The sequence below is a fragment of the Capnocytophaga canimorsus genome (assembly GCF_002302565.1).
In the GTDB taxonomy this organism is placed as follows: domain Bacteria; phylum Bacteroidota; class Bacteroidia; order Flavobacteriales; family Flavobacteriaceae; genus Capnocytophaga; species Capnocytophaga canimorsus.
In genome coordinates this window covers 556,364-572,687 of the sequence record NZ_CP022382.1, presented here as the reverse complement: position 1 = coordinate 572,687, position 16,324 = coordinate 556,364, and the positions used below count along the sequence as shown (strand labels likewise).

The window sequence follows — 16,324 nt, the reverse complement described above, 5'->3', positions numbered from 1 at the left end:
TCTATTGTTGTAAATCAAAGGATTGCCAACGTTTGTAGTGATAAGTAACCCCTGCTTGATTCAATACTTGGAAATGATTAGCACTTATTGAGGTTAAAATTTCTGTCCACGTATTTTCGTTGGTTTGATAAATGATTTCCCATTGTGTATCAGTATTCTTTTTTAGGGTGAAGAATTCGGCATTATCAGAGGTTTGGTAACGTCCGTTTAAATTGGGATAAACTTTTTTGCGAAATCCTTTTTCATTTTCTTCAAGCTGGATATAGTCCACTGTTGTATTTATCTTATATTCTTTGACTTGACCTTCAGCAGTAGTTACTTTTTCAATCTCCCAATATCCGTTTAATGCTGATAATTCCTGTTTTGTTATTTCTTGTTTGCAAGAAGTGGTTATACCCACAAAAACACTTATAAAAAACAAACTGATGTATTTCATTGTATTTATAATAAAATAATCTTTCCTTAAAAAACGAAAGGCTGCCTAATATGACAACCTTTCAGTTTCTTTATGATTTAATTTTTTTTAGAATTATAGTACAGAAGCTAAATCTTTATTAACCTCTCTAACCGCTGCAGCACTTTCTTGGAATTTTGCTTTTTCGGCGTCGTTTAGTTTAATTTCAACGATTTTTTCAACTCCATTTTTACCCACAAGAACAGGTACGCCTAAGCAAATATCTTTCTGACCATATTCTCCTTCCAAAACTACCGAGCAAGGGAACATTTTTTTCTGATCACAAGCGATAGCTTGTACAAGAGCAGATACAGCCGCTCCAGGAGCATACCAAGCCGAAGTTCCTAATAATTTGGTTAGGGTTGCTCCACCCACTTTGGTTTCTTGAGAAACATTTTGTAATTGGTCTTCTGATAAGAATTCCGAAACAGGCACACCATTTCGTGTAGCCAAACGAGTTAGTGGCAACATTCCTGTATCACTATGTGCAGCGATTACCATTCCGTCAACATCTGAAAGTGGGCAATCTAGAGCCTCTGCTAAACGGTATTTGAATCGGGCGCTATCCAAAGCTCCTCCCATACCTATAATACGATTTTTAGGCAGATTTGTAGCTTTGTATACCAAGTAAGTCATCGTATCCATAGGGTTACTAACCACAATAACAATCACGTTTGGTGAGTGTTTTACCAATTGTTCTACTACTGATTTTACGATGTTTGCGTTGGTTCCGATAAGCTCCTCACGAGTCATTCCTGGTTTGCGAGGAATTCCTGAAGTGATTACAGCCACATCACTCCCTGCTGTTTTTGAATAGTCGTTAGTTGCTCCTACTATTTTGGTATCAAATCCGTTTAAGGGAGCCGTTTGCATCAAATCCATAGCCTTTCCTTCGGCAAATCCTTCTTTGATGTCTACTAAAACTACTTCTGATGCAAAATTCTTGATTGCAATGTACTCGGCACAACTTGCTCCTACAGCTCCTGCACCTACAACTGTTACTTTCATACTATTTTCTTTATATTATTAAATAATTTATTACAGACTAAAAAACGTATCAAAGTTACAAATTTTAAATCAGTATTCAAACTTAATTGGGCAATAAAAAATTATTTTTTTCTTGATGTATTATTTCAACGAGCTTTTCAATCACATAATCTACTTGTTGTAATGTATTTAGATGTGAGAAGGAAAAACGTAGTGAGGCTTTGCGTAGGGCTTCGGTAGGAAGAAAAGCAGTCAAAACGTGTGAATCTTGTACACTTCCGCTCTGACAGGCACTTCCTTTAGAACAAGCAATACCCTGAATATCCAAATGAAATAGTAATGTATTGGCAGAAAATGGTAACCGTACGTTTAAAATAGTAGGTGAACTTTTTTGTAAGTCACCAGATTGCCCATTGAAAGTTATTGCTGAAAATTGCTCACTTAGACGTTTAATAAAATATTTCTTTATGGTTAAGATTTGTTCATTTCGAACATCTAATTCGTTGTAAGCTAATGTAAAAGCGGTTTCTAGACCTATAATATTGTGTAAAGCCTCTGTACCGGCACGTATGCCTCGTTCTTGTTCTCCGCCAAGGATAAACCCTTTCAAAGGTATATTTTTTCTTATAAAAGCAAAACCTACACCTTTGGGTCCGTGGAATTTATGTGCCGAAGCTGTTATAAAATCGGCTGAAATTTGTTGCATATCTAAAGGGAAATGCCCTACCGATTGTACCGTATCGGAGTGAAAAAGAGCTCCATAATTGTGGCAAATTTTACACACTTGCTGTAAATCAAGAATATTACCGATTTCATTATTTACGTGCATTAGGCTCACCAATACTTTTTCTTTTTGATGTGTTTCTAATAAAGATTGCAGATGTTGCAAATCGGCATCTCCTTCAGGAGTCAAATTCACATACCGAATAGTGATGCCGTATTCCTGCGATAAGCTATCAAGTGTATGTAAAACAGCGTGATGTTCGGTTTGTGCTGAAATAATGGTTTGAATTTTTAAATCGCGCGCACATCCTCTTAAAATCATATTGTTTGCCTCTGTTCCTCCTGAAGTAAAAATAATTTCAGAGGGTTGTGCATTGATGATTTTCGCTATGGTTCTACGAGCTTTTTCAATCAATGTTTTTGCACTTCTTCCGTAGCTATGAGTAGATGAAGGGTTTCCGTAGTATTTGTGTAATACTTCCGCCATTTGCTCCACCACTTGAGGCAGTAGAGGAGTGCTAGCAGCATTATCAAAATATACATTTTCTTGAGGACTTATCATAGCAAAAATGTTTAATTTAACCAGCACAAATGTATGATTTTTCTCAATAAACAGCACTTTCATTTTTATGTTTGTGTATCTGATACATAATCATATATTTGCAAAAAAAATGATATGAAAATAATACGAGTAATTATATTGTTGCTTTGTTCAAAAACATTAGCGCAAAGCATTGAAGATATTAGTACCGATCGTCCAGACCAAAGTGAAGGAGTATATACCTTAACGCCCAATGTTTTTCAGCTTGAAAATGGTTTGACTTTTCGTGAAAAATCGGTTACTGATAATTTAATGCTGCGTTACGGCGTTATTGATGGAACTGAAATTCGTATTGAAACTAATTTTGGAAATCATTCAGGCAAAAGTCGTTTTGATGATTTTGTTTTCAGTGCTAAGCAGAAATTAACAGAAGTAAAGGGTTGGATACCTGCCATAACTTTGGTCGGTTATTTGGCGTATGACCCCCATTTTTCTCAAGGAGTAGATGTTGATGCTGTTTTGGCTTTTGAGCGTGACCTTACCCAACGATTGTATTTGGTTTACAATATAGGAAGTGCTAACAAGTTCAAAAATGTAATCAGTACTTTACAATTAGGAACGCCCCTGTTGCCTCAACTGGCAATTTATGCTGAATATTTTGGTACCTATGCCCCCGAAAATCGTCCTGAACACGGTATAGATGTCGGATTATTATATGTAATTCGTTCTAATTTTCAGATAGATGCTTCCTTAGGTCGTGATATTTTTAGTTCAGAGTCAAATTTTTACGCAGTAATTGGTGCTTCCTACCGATTTACCAAATAGTTTTGTATTTAATGAAACTATATTATTAAAAATAAATCAGTTAAAGAAACTATTATTTATGAAACGTTTTTTGTTATTTTTGCTTTGCAGTTGTGTGGGGGCTTTTTCTTCGTACGTATATAGTCAGCAGAATATGAAACTTAGTATATTGAAAACAAAAAATATAAGTGGTTTTCCCAGTGGTTCGGGGATAGCTTATGTTGGTGGCAAATATTATGCAATAGGCGATGATAGTCCGTTTTTATACGTGATAGATGAAAATTTTAAAATTATCGAACAAATATCTCTTTTAGAAGTCAAAGCTGATGATTTCAAAGGAAATCGCATCAAAAAGAAACGAAAGACTGATTTTGAAACCTTGGAGGCGATTTCGTCCAGTGAGTTGGTTACTTTTGGTTCAGGTTCAAAGTCTCCACAACGCGATATTTTTGTTCAAATTCACTTAGGAGCGTCCCCTAAAATTACCTCGTTCAACTTAACTTCCTTTTATGAAGAAATCAAGAAACTTCCATTATTGACCCATTCCGAATTGAATATTGAAGCTACGGCTTATCTCAACGGGCAGTTGTATCTTTTTAATCGGGCTAATAATGTGATTATTCGCTTTAATTACCAGCAGTTTTTAAAATTTCTTTCAGGAGGAGTTTTCCCAACTTTGGAGGCAGTAAAGGTAACCTTGCCCATAATTGAGGGCTACGAAGCTGGTTTTTCTGGAGCTGCAAAATGGAATGATTCTCAGCTGATTTTTACCGCTTCGGTAGAGGAGACCGATGATGCTTATAATGATGGTGAAATTATAGGTAGTTTGGTGGGTGTTTTAAATATTGCTGATTTTTCCGCTGTAAAAGTTGAGCGTTATAGCATCATTCCCAATTCAAACCAAAAAACATTGAAAGTAGAGTCGGTTACTCTTCCTGCTACCTCTGCGATGCGATGCGATGATTCCGTTATTTTTATTACTGATGATGATAATGGCAATACTGAACTGATAAAAGCAAGATTACGTTTTTAACAATTTCTATTTGAATAAAAGTGAGGGATTTTTCAACTGAAAAATCCCTCATTTTTGTTAATATCTAAGCAAAAATATTAAAAACTGCTCGTAATATTAAGTGTCAGCCCAGCTGCTTCTGGTACGATACGACAAATTCCGCCCACGCACAAAATGCCACCACGTTGTCTTCCGTAGCTTAAAGCTACACGAGTGGTTTTGTAAGAGAACGAAGTACCAACATTGTAATAATGGATTCTCTTGTCCTTTTCGTCGTTACCATAATTGTACAAATCACTCACGAAAAACGACCATCGTACATTAGGGATATATTCTAATGTGTTGCCTATCCAATTTTTCAAATCTTCATTAGCCCATTGATGTTGCATTTCTAACCGAACGGATTGTGTGTCAGATAAAAAATACATTCCTTCCGCAGAAATGGTATGTGCTTTTACGATGTATGACTTTTGAACAATAGGTAAACTATTATAATATTGATTCAAATACGAAAAAACAGTCGTAAAGTTATCTGTAAATGATTTTCGATATTCTATGGCAATGTCGTGATAGTATTTCTCTCCCATACCAATAAGCGGAGTATTAAGTTCTATTTCTTCTATTTCGACACCATATTTGTCCTTACGAGTAGTTGTTTTTATGTCGTTTTTAATTCCCGCCCAATACGAACCATTTATAGCAAAACTTGCTCCCGTTGCTCCACCTAAGAAAGACCCTGCTTCGGCTTCATAAAATAGGTCGAATTGTCCTCCAATTTCTCCTTGTTTTTTAGGAAAACCATCGTAAACTATCTGTGGTTGAGCCTGATACACATATATGTTTTGTAAACTATGTTCGTACTGCTTAGTCAGGGCTGGTATGTAGTTGATTACACCATAATTGTAGATGTTATCAGCGATATTTCGTTGTGAGAAAAATCTGAAATTCTCCAAACGACGAAGGTTTATATTAAAAGCTATGTTATCATTATTGTTATATCCCATATTGATTAACAAGGCATTACCTGGTCGATTGACTTTAGAGAAGAATTGATTTTGCTCAAAATGAATGTCTTTGGTTTTGTACAAATATTCTCCACTGAAATTGAATTTTTCTCCGCTGTAATCGGTTCGAAAACCAAAAACAGAAGTGTTTTTTTCGGATTGAGGTTGTTCTTTGGTAATATCCTCATTTCGCATTGTGAATGAACCTCCAACTTTTAGTGTATAATCTTCTTTTTTAAGTAGTTGACTAATGTCTAATTCGGCATCGCTTCCTAAAACAAATCCTTTGGAAAAGTCAAATCCCATACCAATACGCTGTCTTCCCCCGAGAACTTTCAACTGAAAAATGTCCTGTAAATTCCATTTGATTCGTCCGCCGAAAAGAGCGTTATTGATGCCCAAAGCACGGTCTTCCCACAAACGAAGAGCCAAACCACTGCCAAATTGCTCATAAAAATGCCCAACTGTAATGTCGATACCTTTTTGCGTATTGTTATAACGGGCGAAAGCTGTACCGATATGATAATCTTTTAGTTGCGGATTGTATTGCAATAATGCTTTTGGTGCGTACGACTCGCCCTGTATTCCAAACTCAAAATTTTTGACGCGATAGTCAATTTTCAGATAATTATTAGAACGGAATCGATGTTTGGCTTCCTCAGTATCTAATTTTATTTTGTTGTCATCAATGTAATATTGTGAGTTCGATTCAAAACCGACACGAAGTTGCGAAAAACCTACTGCCGAAATCAAACAAACTCCTGAAGTTAGTAAAAATTTACGCATAGTTATTTGGATAAAGATTGTAATTTCTTGTAGATTTCAGTCTCAATACCAGGCGTATAACCCGAGTGTACATATACTACTTTGCCTTTGTGTAAGATAAGTGTGTAAGGAATGTTGGCAACATTCAAGGCTCTTTTTAGTTCGTGGTTATCGTCCATAAGAACGGTGTATTGCCAACCTGCTCCTTTTACTTGCGATTTTACTCGGTTTTTGGTTTTGGCATCGTCTGTGGAAACGGCGATTAGTTCCGTGCCGAACTCATCCTGCCATTGTTTGTAGTGTTTATTAAATGTTTTTAGTTCTTTGATACACGGAGCACACCACGTAGCCCAAAAGCTAACAATGATAGGATTTTCTTTAGAATTGTAATCAGAAAGGTTTACTGCTTTGCCTTGTAAATCTTTCAGTTGCACATTGGGTAATGACGCTTGTGCGAAACAAAAAGTGCTAAAAAGCACGACTGTGAGTGTAGTTAAAAATTTCATTATTTATAATTATTGTAAAAAAGGTTCGTTATTTTGAAAAAGTTGTGCAAAGATAAAAGTAAAAATTGAAAAAGGTTGCATTTTTCGTAATTTTTTAGCTACCTTTGCAACGCAATTAAATAAATATTACGATACAATGAAAAAGAGTTTTTTATGGGGATTAGTTGCCCTAATGTTATTTTCTTTCTTTGTGATTTCGTGTCAGAAGGAAGATAGTCCGTTAAAGGAGGAAAAAAACACTGAAATTAAAGAAGAAACCCCTGAAAAAGAAGAGGGAAATTCTTCATCTTCAGAAAATTCAAATGAAGAGAATAATGGTGGTAGTAACGATAATTCCAACGGAAGTAATCAGGGAGGAGATAGTGATAATTCTGACCAAAATAACAACCAAAGTGGTAATAACAACTCAACGGATAATAACCAAGCCGATAACAATGTTGCTTTTGTAAGTAAAGTTTTGGTAGAAGACGTTACAGGGACGTGGTGTGGATATTGTCCTATTGCAACACGATCTATTCAGACAGCTAAAAATGCACAAACACCTCTCAAAGAGAGATTTGTTGTAGTTGCTATTCATAATCGTGGAGGACGGCGTAATGAGCCTATGGAAATTCAAAAAAGCTACCCATTGTTAAGTCTTTTTAAAATATTACCTAATCTTGACTTTAAAGGATTTCCTTTTCTTGTAATGAACCGAGATCAACAGCTTCCCAGAGGCTATACTTGGGTACATATTTTTGAACGTTTGGAAAAAACAGCAACATCTCCTCTTGGAATAAAAATTTCTTCTCAGTTAAATGCTACTGGTGGAAATGTTTCAGTAAGTTTTAAAACTACTGAAAACCTTGAAGGACTAAAATATCATATTTTTGTTACGCAAGATCATCTTATTTATGGGCAATCAGATGTTATAGAAAAGTATGACCCTAATTTCAAACACGATGAAGTATTGAGAGATATCTATGGAGAAGTAACAGGAAATGCGTTAGGTACATTAAAGAAAGGTCAAGAAGTAACTAAGGAAAATCAGCAGGTTAGCTATAAATTGCTTCAACATACTGATTTAGATAAAGTAAAAGTAGTTGTTTTTGTTACCAATGCAGCAGGAGCGGTGGTAAACGTTCAAGAAGCTAAGGCAAACGAAACCAAGGATTATCAGTATGCAAAATAGATAGAAAAAAGTTAATATTTTTATTGTGATGAGCCGAAAGTTTTTGCTTTCGGCTTACTTTTTGATATGTATATTGTGTTGTCTTTTTTAAATTGAAAGTGTACTTTTGTACAAGGAATTCTTTATGTGTTAAAAACTAAATGTCATTGAAAAGTATGATGCAGGGCTTCAGCTTCATTCAATATGATACTAAAAATTATAACATAACCCCAAAGAGTTAAAAAATGAAGACTGTTATTTTATTTGTGATAGGGATTTTGTTGATTTCAGGGTGTAAAAACACTCAAAAATCGCCTAACCTTGATAACAAAGGTATCGGACCGATTAAAGAAGTAATTATTGCAGAACGTATTGACAAAACTTTAGTAAAGCAAGGCGAGGCAATATTCAAATCCAAATGTACGACTTGCCATCATACCGATAAAGATTTTGTTGGACCTAAAATGGCTCAAATTACTGAAAAACGTTCACCCGAATGGATTATGAATATGATTTTAAATCCAGAAGAAATGCTACAAAAAGATGCTATCGCACAAGAATTGCTTAGAGACTATAACGGTGTAACGATGTCAAATCAACATTTAACCCAAGAAGAAGCTCGAGCAATATTAGAATTTCTCAGAACATTGTAATTATTCTTTACAAAAAGATACATTTTTTTAGTAGATATACCAATATAAATGACGTATAATTGATTTTTTTATGTAAGTTTGCTATTCTTTTAACGAACTAGCTTACCATTTTGAGGGGAAGGTATCGAAATGTAGCTTTAGTTATCAAGTATGTTTGTATAATTTTTGAATTTATATCTGTATAAAAATGAAAAGCATATCAATATTTTTAACTTTATTGTTTATTTCTTTTGCTTCTTGTAGTTTTGTGAGCAAGAAATTCGAAAATCCTGATAAGGATAAACTTTTACTGGAAATTATTCAATATGTGATATATAACGGGCACTATAATCCTGGTCATATTGACGATGAATTTTCCAAAAAAGTGTATAAGAATTACATCGAAATTTTGGACGGACAGAAACGTTATTTTCTACAATCTGATATCAAGGAATTTGAGAAATATGAAACTCGTTTGGACGATGACTTGAAAAAAGGAGATATCACATTTTTTAATATTACTCATAATCGGCTTACGCAGCGAATGAACGAAGCCAAAGTGCTTTCCGAAGAAATTCTAAAAAAACGAGTAAATCTTTTTTCTAAAGAAACCATTAACGTGGATTATGAAAATTTGCCTTACGCAAAAAATAAGGCTGAATTACGTGAACGTTGGAATAAAATTATTGTGTTTTCAACCCTTTCTACTTATTTGGTAAAAGAGAAAGAGGAAACTGATAAAAAGGAAAAAAACGCACAATACAAATTAAAAACAGCTACCGAATTGCAACAAGAAGCTCAAGAATCTTCCCAAAAAAATCTTGTTGAGCTTTTTGGTTTTTATCAAGACCTTACGCGTGAGGATTGGTTTGGTTTTTTTGTCAATGCTATAACCGAATCGTTTGATCCTCATACCAACTACTTGGCACCAGAGGCAAAAGACCGCTTTGATAGGGATATTTCTGGCAAATTTGAAGGGATTGGGGCTCAATTACAGAAAAAAACAGATGGTATCCGAATTACTAGTATCATCTTAGGTGGACCCGTTTGGAAGGGTAAATTGTTAGAAGTAGGCGACCAAATACTTAAAGTAGCTCAAGGAGATGAAGAGCCTGTAGATGTGGTAGGTATGCGTTTGGACAATGCAGTAAACTTAATAAAAGGACCTAAAGGTACTGAAGTACGATTAACCGTTAAACGAGTAGATGGTACTATTGAGGTAGTTTCTATTATTCGTGATGTAGTAGAAATTGAAGAAACCTTTGCAAAATCGGCAATTGTTCAAGACCAAGGAAGAACCTACGGAATTATTGATTTGCCTAAATTCTATGTTGATTTTCAAGATTATAAGGAGAGAAATGCCGCTTCGGATATGGCTTTAGAGATTGAAAAACTCAAAAAACAAGGAATTGAAGGATTAGTCCTCGATTTGAGAAATAATGGAGGAGGGTCACTAAAAACAGTGGTAGATATTGGTGGAATGTTTATCGAAAAAGGCCCTATCGTGCAAGTTAAATCAACAGGAAGAAATAAGGAAGTGCTTTCTGATTCTGACCCACAAATACAATGGGACGGACCTTTGGTAATTTTGGTTAATGAACTTTCAGCATCTGCTTCTGAAATTTTAGCTGCTGCTATGCAAGACTACAAACGCGCTGTGGTTATCGGCGGAAAACAAACCTACGGAAAAGGAACGGTGCAAAGCGTAGTAGATTTGAATCGCTTTATGAGAAATAGTGATATGGGAGATTTGGGGGCTTTGAAAATTACCACTCAAAAGTTTTATCGCATCAGTGGAGGTTCTACCCAACTTGAAGGTGTAAAAAGTGATGTTTCTCTACCTGATAAATACACATATATTGATATAGGAGAACGTGACTTAGATAATGCGATGCATTGGGATAAAATCGAACCCGCCAATTACCAATTGTGGGAGAGACAATCTTTAAATACAGCCATTGAAAATAGTAAAAAGCGTATGGCAGGAAATGATTATCTTAAACTGATTGACGAGAATGCTCGTTGGGTAAAGCAACAACAAGATCAAAATATGTTTTCGCTAAATTATGATATTTACAAGAAAACCATAGAAAATAATGAGGAGCAATCCAAGCGCTTTAAGGCTCTTTCTGATTATAAAAATGGGCTTACCTTTAAGTCTGTTCCTTCACAAGAAATTGAAATACAGAAAAATGAAGATTTAAAGCTACGCCGTGATCGTTGGCACGAGGGTTTGTTGAAAGATATCTATATAAAAGAAGCGATAGATGTTCTTCACGATTTGAAGCAAAACTGAAAATAATCATTTGTTAAAACACTTAAATAATTGATACATTCTATGTCAAAACAAACAATATTCCGAAAGTTAGTTACCGATTTTTGGAGTATTGTTTGTCTTGTTTTTATAGGTGTTTGCGCTTTTGTAGCTTTGTTTGCCTACGCTATTGCTCCTGACAATAGCAAACAGGCCAACCAGATGCACTTGCCGATTCATTCTAAACCTCCTGGCTTTTCAGTGCAAATACTACATCTACCCAATAAGCAAGCGGAAGAAAGTTCCTTTTTCGAAACTTTTTTTTTCGGAAAAAATACGGCTTATGATGAGATTCCTATAACCAATTATAAGACTGACGATAAGGGAATTTATTATACACTATTTTTACCTGATGGCAGTTCAGGTAATACTTTTTTTGTGCCTTGGCAAATCTTTACAGAACCCTCAAAATCAGAAATTATTCATAAAAATATAAAAACCAAAACGTTTTGGTTAGGTACTGATAAATACGGACGAGATATGCTCAGCCGAATGCTTATCGGTACACGTATTTCGTTTACTATTGGTTTTGTTGCAGTTACTATCTCACTCATTGTAGGTATCTTATTGGGAAGTTTAGCTGGATATTACGGAGGAAGAGTCGATGCTTTAATAATGTGGCTTATCAATGTGGTTTGGGCAATACCTACTTTACTATTGGTCATTGCCTTTACCTTAGCTTTAGGAAAAGGATATTGGCAAGTGTTTGTAGCTGTGGGGCTTACTATGTGGGTCGAAGTAGCTCGCGTGGTTCGTGGGCAAATATTTACTTTGAAAAAGGCTCAGTTTGTTGAGGCTGCTAAAGTGTTAGGTTTTTCTGATATACGCATATTAATAAAACATATTTTACCTAATATTTATGCACCACTCATTGTGATTTCTGCGGCGAATTTTGCTTCTGCAATACTCATTGAGAGCGGATTGAGTTTCTTGGGGATTGGTTCACAACCGCCCAACCCAAGCTGGGGCAGTATGATAAAAGACCATTATAATTATATCATTTTAGGAAAACCATTTTTGGCAATAATTCCAGGTTTAGCTATTATGAGTCTGGTTATGGCATTTATGCTTCTGGGTAACAAACTTCGTGATGTACTTGATGTACGCCAATAAAAATTACATCAATTATTTCCGATAATGTCTGAAAATACCGAAATCGGTAGCAGACCAAAGTGCGTATTTTTGTCCTGCCGCTTTTAGTCCGTAGTTAGCCCAAGTATTGCAAGTATACATAAAGCTATAAGTGCCTTTTGCTTCATAGAAAGCGTCATTGTTACCATAAACGGCATCGGTGTCGATGAAAATATAGTTTCCATTTTTGTCTTTATCGAATTTATTATCAATGTATTGAATTAAATTTTTATATTGATTTTCGGTAATTTCTATTTTGATGCAATTTTGATTTTCATACATTTTTTCATAAAAAGTACAATGCATTGCTGATTCGCTCATCCAAAAAGTAGCTTTTATGGCAGTTGAGAATTTTAAATCTGCCCAAGTAGGGGTATTTAAATAAAAACCTTTATCGCCCCAACCAAATGCAATCCATTGATATGCTGTTGATTTTGATTGGGTATTTTCCAAGGGGATTTTACTTTTCCAATTAAAAAATTCGTTTTCAATAGGAAGTACTAAATCAGTATGTACACCATTGGTAATCATATATATAGTTAGACTTTTTGGGTCGGAACTTGCCTCTGCTTTTATGCTTATCAAAGGTAATAAAAGACCTAAGAGAACATAAAGCAATACAAAACCAACAACAAGTAATACAATCCTGAAAAATAATTTAAGCGTTTTTCTTACCATTTTTTGTTAAATATGTTAGGCAAATATAACTAAATTCTTCTGATATAATAACTTGAAAAAGTATTACCATTTAAATCTATTTGTTATTTACAAAAAATGGGTGAAAATAAAAAATTGAAGCGTAATCTAAAACTTAAAAGACTTATCATTGAAAATTGTAAATAAATTAAAGATATTTGCATTTCAAAATCATGAAAATTAGAAATGAAAAAGAAAGTAGCTGTTGTTATGGGCGGATATTCTGGGGAATGCGAGGTGTCCTTACGAAGTGGTCAGCTTATTTTGAATAGTTTAGATGAGAATAAGTATGAAATCTATGAAATTCATATTCTATCAGAAGGTTGGTTTTTCATTGAAAACGGAAAACGATTTTTGATAGATAAAGGCGATTTCTCTGCTCAAAAAGATGGAAATAAAATAACCTTTGACGTCATTGTAAATACCATACACGGCACCCCTGGAGAAGACGGACAACTGCAAGCCTATTGGAAATTGTTGCACATTCCTTATACGGGTTGTGATTTTTATCAATCGGCACTGACCTTTAACAAACGTGATACACTTTCCGTACTTGCCAAATTCGGTATTGCCAAAGCAGAGTCAATATATGCCTCAAAGAAAGATATTTTAGATAAAGATGAAATTATAAAAAAATTAGGACTGCCTTTATTCGTTAAAGCAAATCGTTCTGGAAGTAGTCTTGGAGTTTCCAAGGTTAAAAGTACAGAGGAATTTAGTCAAGCTTTGAAAAATGCTTTTGAGATAGATGATGAAATTCTAATAGAGTCATTTCTTGATGGTAGAGAAATTTCTGTAGGAGTACTTCGCTTAAACGGAAAAACAACGGTTATGGGACATACTGAAATTATTTCCGAGAACGATTTTTTTGATTACGAAGCCAAATACGAAGGAAAATCTCAAGAAATCACTCCTGCCCCCCTTTGCGATACACTTCGTGAGAAAATAGATGAGGTTACTGTAAAAATTTATGAATCTTTAAATATGAGTGGTTTTTCACGCATTGATTACATTATAGTGGGAGATATTCCTTATTTTATAGAAATCAATACTAATCCAGGGCTTTCTCCTCAAAGTATATTTCCACAGCAAGTGGCTCATAAAGGGTTGAAATTTTCGGATTTATTGGATTCCGAAATTGAACTTGCTTTTCAACGAAAATAGATAAAAATGAAAAGAGCTTTATTTCCAGGGTCATTTGACCCTATTACATTAGGTCATTACGACATTATTCATCGAGCATTGGATTTATTTGATGAAATTGTAGTTGCTATAGGGGTGAATAACGATAAAAATTATATGTTTTCTATCGAACAACGTAAGGCGTTCATTGAACAAGCATTTGCTGTTGAATCTAAAGTAAAGGTTGCTACTTATCAAGGGCTTACAGTCGATTATTGTAAAGAAATTCGCGCTCAATTTATCTTGAGAGGGCTTCGAAATCCTGCTGATTTTGAATTTGAGAAAGCTATAGCTCACACCAATCGTACACTTTCAAAAATAGAAACCGTATTTTTACTTACAGCGGCAAGTACCTCATTCATATCCTCTTCCATTGTGCGCGATGTACTCAGAAACGGAGGCGACTATACTGTTTTGGTTCCTGAAAGTGTTCGGATTACAAAATAATTTTACAAAATAAAAAAGCAGTAACTCACTTCAGTTACTGCTTTTATTTATTTTGTTTAACTTTTAAAACATTACTCTATATGTTTTTGAGCTTTGTAAGAAGAGCGAACTAATGCACCACTTTCTACGTGTCTGAAACCTAGTTCTAAACCAATAGTTTCGTACTTTTTGAAAATATCAGGAGTGATAAATTGTTTAACAGGAAGATGTTTTTTTGAAGGTTGCAAATATTGCCCTATGGTTACTACATCTACTTTTGCAGCTTTCAAGTCGTGGAGTGTTTCAATAACCTCTTGTTCTGTTTCCCCTAAGCCGAGCATAATGCCTGATTTTGTACGATTCGCTCCATTTTCCTTTAAGTATTTGAGCACAGCAAGGCTACGGTCGTATTTGGCTTGAATACGAACCTCACGAGTGAGTCGGCGAACCGTTTCCATATTGTGTGAAATAACCTCGGGAGCCACAGCCAAGATACGGTCCAAATGTTTTTCAATCCCTTGAAAATCTGGGATTAGCGTCTCCATAGTAGTCTCGGGTGACATTCTGCGTACGGCTTTTACCGTCTCTGCCCAAATGATGCTCCCCATATCTTTCAAATCATCTCTATCTACGGAGGTAATCACTGCGTGTTTGATGTTCATCAATTTAATGGAACGAGCCACTTTTTCAGGTTCTTCCCAGTCTAATGCCTCTGGGCGCCCCGTTTTTACGCCACAAAAACCACAAGAGCGTGTACAAATGTTTCCTAAAATCATAAATGTTGCCGTACCCTCACCCCAACACTCGCCCATATTAGGGCAACTGCCCGAAGTACATATTGTATTGAGTTTATACTTATCCACTAAACCACGCAGTTCGGTGTATTTTTTACCTGTGGGTAATTTCACACGAATCCATTTGGGTTTACCTTTAGGCGGTAAAACGCTTTTTTCATCATTTATGATATCGATGCTCATTGGTTTTGTTTGCTATTTTTTCAAATTAGTTTTCAAAGGTATGATATTTTATTGAATTCAGCAAAAAGGATGTTAATTCACCATTTTGAGGTTTTATTTTTTACCATATTGCGAAACCATCATACGTAAAGTGCTGAGTTCTTTATATTTTTTACGAGCCTCTTCGGCGGGGTAACCGAAGTAAGTCTGCCCACCTTCTAATGATTTAGAAATGCCTGATTGTGCAAGTATGATTGATTTACTTCCTATGGTGATGCTACTTGCTACACCTACTTGTCCCCAAATAGTAACTTCGTTTTCAATAACCACACAACCTGCAATTCCTGTTTGGGAAGCAATTAAACAACGTTCACCTATAACAGTATCGTGACCGATGTGTACTTGATTGTCAATCTTTGTTCCTTTTTTAATAGTTGTATCTCCGGTAACGCCACGATCTATGGTACATAAAGCTCCTAAATCAACGTCATCTTCAATAACTACACGTCCTCCAGATTTTAATTTATCGAAACCTTCGGGACGCTTCTTATAATAGAAAGCGTCAGCGCCTAATACCGTACCGGCGTGAATGGTTACATTATCACCAATGATACAATCATCATAGATGCTGACATTGGCGTGAATGAAACAATTTTTTCCTATAATAACGTGGTTGCCTATAAATGCCCCAGGCTGAATAACTGTATTGCTCCCTATTCTTGCAGTTTTAGAAATTAAGTTTTCACTTTTAGCAAAGGGTTTAAAGAATTCTGTTAGTTTATTAAAATCACGGAAAGGGTCATCAGAAATTAGTAAAGCTTTTCCTTGCGGACATACCACTCGTTTATTGATTAAAACAATTGTAGCTTTTGATTGTAGCGCTTTATCATAATATTTAGGGTGGTCAACAAAGACAATATCACCTTCTTCTACTACGTGAATTTCGTTCATTCCTAAAACAGGAAATTCAGGACTACCTACAAAATCAGCATCAATAATCGTTGCAATTTGTTGTAAAGTATATGTTTGCGGAAATTTCAT

16 protein-coding genes are annotated in these 16,324 nt (G+C 35.2%); 8 read left to right on the top strand and 8 right to left on the bottom strand.

What is annotated here, in order from left to right; all coding sequences use genetic code 11:
• Nucleotide 1 precedes the first annotated feature (1 nt).
• The 3 genes from CGC47_RS02535 to CGC47_RS02525 all read right to left on the bottom strand — a co-directional run bounded on the left by CGC47_RS02535 (nucleotide 2) and on the right by CGC47_RS02525 (nucleotide 2,726).
• Nucleotides 2-436 carry a hypothetical protein gene (locus CGC47_RS02535; protein ID WP_041999911.1) on the bottom strand — a complete coding sequence of 145 codons (435 nt, stop codon included), beginning with the start codon at nucleotides 434-436 and terminating at the stop codon, nucleotides 2-4.
• Nucleotides 437-529: 93 nt separating this feature from the next.
• Nucleotides 530-1,462 (bottom strand): malate dehydrogenase, encoded by a 933-nt coding sequence (gene mdh / locus CGC47_RS02530; RefSeq protein WP_041999909.1) that lies wholly within the window; start codon nucleotides 1,460-1,462, stop codon nucleotides 530-532.
• An 82-nt stretch (nucleotides 1,463-1,544) separates the two neighbouring features.
• Nucleotides 1,545-2,726, bottom strand: a complete 1,182-nt coding sequence (locus CGC47_RS02525) for a cysteine desulfurase family protein (protein WP_095900358.1) — start codon at nucleotides 2,724-2,726, stop codon at nucleotides 1,545-1,547.
• A 114-nt stretch (nucleotides 2,727-2,840) separates the two neighbouring features.
• Between CGC47_RS02525 and CGC47_RS02520 the strand changes: the two genes are divergently transcribed.
• Both CGC47_RS02520 and CGC47_RS02515 read left to right on the top strand, forming a co-directional pair.
• Nucleotides 2,841-3,530 carry a transporter gene (locus CGC47_RS02520; protein ID WP_013997499.1) on the top strand — a complete coding sequence of 230 codons (690 nt, stop codon included), beginning with the start codon at nucleotides 2,841-2,843 and terminating at the stop codon, nucleotides 3,528-3,530.
• Nucleotides 3,531-3,588: 58 nt separating this feature from the next.
• Nucleotides 3,589-4,542: a DUF6929 family protein gene (locus CGC47_RS02515; RefSeq protein ID WP_041999959.1), complete on the top strand. Its 954-nt coding sequence runs from the start codon at nucleotides 3,589-3,591 to the stop codon at nucleotides 4,540-4,542.
• 77 nt (nucleotides 4,543-4,619) lie between these two features.
• Here the strand turns inward: CGC47_RS02515 and CGC47_RS02510 are convergent, their stop codons facing one another.
• Both CGC47_RS02510 and CGC47_RS02505 read right to left on the bottom strand, forming a co-directional pair.
• A complete protein-coding gene (locus CGC47_RS02510) occupies nucleotides 4,620-6,311 on the bottom strand; it encodes a DUF6029 family protein (protein ID WP_041999906.1) in 1,692 nt (563 codons plus the stop codon).
• A gap of 2 nt (nucleotides 6,312-6,313) precedes the next feature.
• Entirely contained in the window at nucleotides 6,314-6,796 is a 483-nt protein-coding gene (locus tag CGC47_RS02505) for a TlpA family protein disulfide reductase (RefSeq protein WP_041999903.1), read from the bottom strand.
• Between the two features lie 136 nt (nucleotides 6,797-6,932).
• On the opposite strand from CGC47_RS02505, the gene CGC47_RS02500 reads away from it, so the two are divergent.
• From CGC47_RS02500 to CGC47_RS02485, 4 genes are all read left to right on the top strand, one after another.
• On the top strand, nucleotides 6,933-7,967 hold the full coding sequence (locus CGC47_RS02500) for an Omp28-related outer membrane protein (protein ID WP_052456116.1): 1,035 nt from the start codon (nucleotides 6,933-6,935) through the stop codon (nucleotides 7,965-7,967).
• Nucleotides 7,968-8,191: 224 nt separating this feature from the next.
• Complete coding sequence (locus tag CGC47_RS02495) at nucleotides 8,192-8,599, top strand: c-type cytochrome (RefSeq protein WP_095899945.1); 408 nt, start codon at nucleotides 8,192-8,194, stop codon at nucleotides 8,597-8,599.
• 187 nt (nucleotides 8,600-8,786) lie between these two features.
• Nucleotides 8,787-10,874, top strand: coding sequence for a carboxy terminal-processing peptidase (locus tag CGC47_RS02490; RefSeq protein WP_095899944.1), 2,088 nt, complete (start codon nucleotides 8,787-8,789; stop codon nucleotides 10,872-10,874).
• A 42-nt stretch (nucleotides 10,875-10,916) separates the two neighbouring features.
• Entirely contained in the window at nucleotides 10,917-12,005 is a 1,089-nt protein-coding gene (locus tag CGC47_RS02485; RefSeq protein ID WP_041999900.1) for an ABC transporter permease, read from the top strand.
• A 12-nt stretch (nucleotides 12,006-12,017) separates the two neighbouring features.
• Here the strand turns inward: CGC47_RS02485 and CGC47_RS02480 are convergent, their stop codons facing one another.
• Nucleotides 12,018-12,701: a TIGR02117 family protein gene (locus tag CGC47_RS02480; protein WP_041999897.1), complete on the bottom strand. Its 684-nt coding sequence runs from the start codon at nucleotides 12,699-12,701 to the stop codon at nucleotides 12,018-12,020.
• A 204-nt stretch (nucleotides 12,702-12,905) separates the two neighbouring features.
• On the opposite strand from CGC47_RS02480, the gene CGC47_RS02475 reads away from it, so the two are divergent.
• Complete coding sequence (locus CGC47_RS02475; protein ID WP_041999895.1) at nucleotides 12,906-13,883, top strand: D-alanine--D-alanine ligase; 978 nt, start codon at nucleotides 12,906-12,908, stop codon at nucleotides 13,881-13,883.
• Nucleotides 13,884-13,889: 6 nt separating this feature from the next.
• Nucleotides 13,890-14,348 (top strand): pantetheine-phosphate adenylyltransferase, encoded by a 459-nt coding sequence (coaD, locus tag CGC47_RS02470; RefSeq protein WP_041999892.1) that lies wholly within the window; start codon nucleotides 13,890-13,892, stop codon nucleotides 14,346-14,348.
• 71 nt (nucleotides 14,349-14,419) lie between these two features.
• Here coaD and lipA read toward each other — a convergent pair whose 3' ends face one another.
• A complete protein-coding gene (gene lipA, locus CGC47_RS02465) occupies nucleotides 14,420-15,304 on the bottom strand; it encodes a lipoyl synthase (RefSeq protein ID WP_013997488.1) in 885 nt (294 codons plus the stop codon).
• 93 nt (nucleotides 15,305-15,397) lie between these two features.
• Nucleotides 15,398-16,324: a UDP-3-O-(3-hydroxymyristoyl)glucosamine N-acyltransferase gene (gene lpxD, locus CGC47_RS02460; RefSeq protein ID WP_041984949.1), complete on the bottom strand. Its 927-nt coding sequence runs from the start codon at nucleotides 16,322-16,324 to the stop codon at nucleotides 15,398-15,400.

What these genes read in the sequence shown, in the direction of transcription:
- CGC47_RS02535 (WP_041999911.1), bottom strand. Translation starts at nt 436, where the DNA reads ATGAAATACATCAGTTTGTTTTTTATAAGTGTTTTTGTGGGTATAACC.
- mdh (WP_041999909.1), bottom strand. Translation starts at nt 1,462, where the DNA reads ATGAAAGTAACAGTTGTAGGTGCAGGAGCTGTAGGAGCAAGTTGTGCC.
- CGC47_RS02525 (WP_095900358.1), bottom strand. Translation starts at nt 2,726, where the DNA reads ATGATAAGTCCTCAAGAAAATGTATATTTTGATAATGCTGCTAGCACT.
- CGC47_RS02520 (WP_013997499.1), top strand. Translation starts at nt 2,841, where the DNA reads ATGAAAATAATACGAGTAATTATATTGTTGCTTTGTTCAAAAACATTA.
- CGC47_RS02515 (WP_041999959.1), top strand. Translation starts at nt 3,589, where the DNA reads ATGAAACGTTTTTTGTTATTTTTGCTTTGCAGTTGTGTGGGGGCTTTT.
- CGC47_RS02510 (WP_041999906.1), bottom strand. Translation starts at nt 6,311, where the DNA reads ATGCGTAAATTTTTACTAACTTCAGGAGTTTGTTTGATTTCGGCAGTA.
- CGC47_RS02505 (WP_041999903.1), bottom strand. Translation starts at nt 6,796, where the DNA reads ATGAAATTTTTAACTACACTCACAGTCGTGCTTTTTAGCACTTTTTGT.
- CGC47_RS02500 (WP_052456116.1), top strand. Translation starts at nt 6,933, where the DNA reads ATGAAAAAGAGTTTTTTATGGGGATTAGTTGCCCTAATGTTATTTTCT.
- CGC47_RS02495 (WP_095899945.1), top strand. Translation starts at nt 8,192, where the DNA reads ATGAAGACTGTTATTTTATTTGTGATAGGGATTTTGTTGATTTCAGGG.
- CGC47_RS02490 (WP_095899944.1), top strand. Translation starts at nt 8,787, where the DNA reads ATGAAAAGCATATCAATATTTTTAACTTTATTGTTTATTTCTTTTGCT.
- CGC47_RS02485 (WP_041999900.1), top strand. Translation starts at nt 10,917, where the DNA reads ATGTCAAAACAAACAATATTCCGAAAGTTAGTTACCGATTTTTGGAGT.
- CGC47_RS02480 (WP_041999897.1), bottom strand. Translation starts at nt 12,701, where the DNA reads ATGGTAAGAAAAACGCTTAAATTATTTTTCAGGATTGTATTACTTGTT.
- CGC47_RS02475 (WP_041999895.1), top strand. Translation starts at nt 12,906, where the DNA reads ATGAAAAAGAAAGTAGCTGTTGTTATGGGCGGATATTCTGGGGAATGC.
- coaD (WP_041999892.1), top strand. Translation starts at nt 13,890, where the DNA reads ATGAAAAGAGCTTTATTTCCAGGGTCATTTGACCCTATTACATTAGGT.
- lipA (WP_013997488.1), bottom strand. Translation starts at nt 15,304, where the DNA reads ATGAGCATCGATATCATAAATGATGAAAAAAGCGTTTTACCGCCTAAA.
- lpxD (WP_041984949.1), bottom strand. Translation starts at nt 16,324, where the DNA reads ATGAAATTTCCGCAAACATATACTTTACAACAAATTGCAACGATTATT.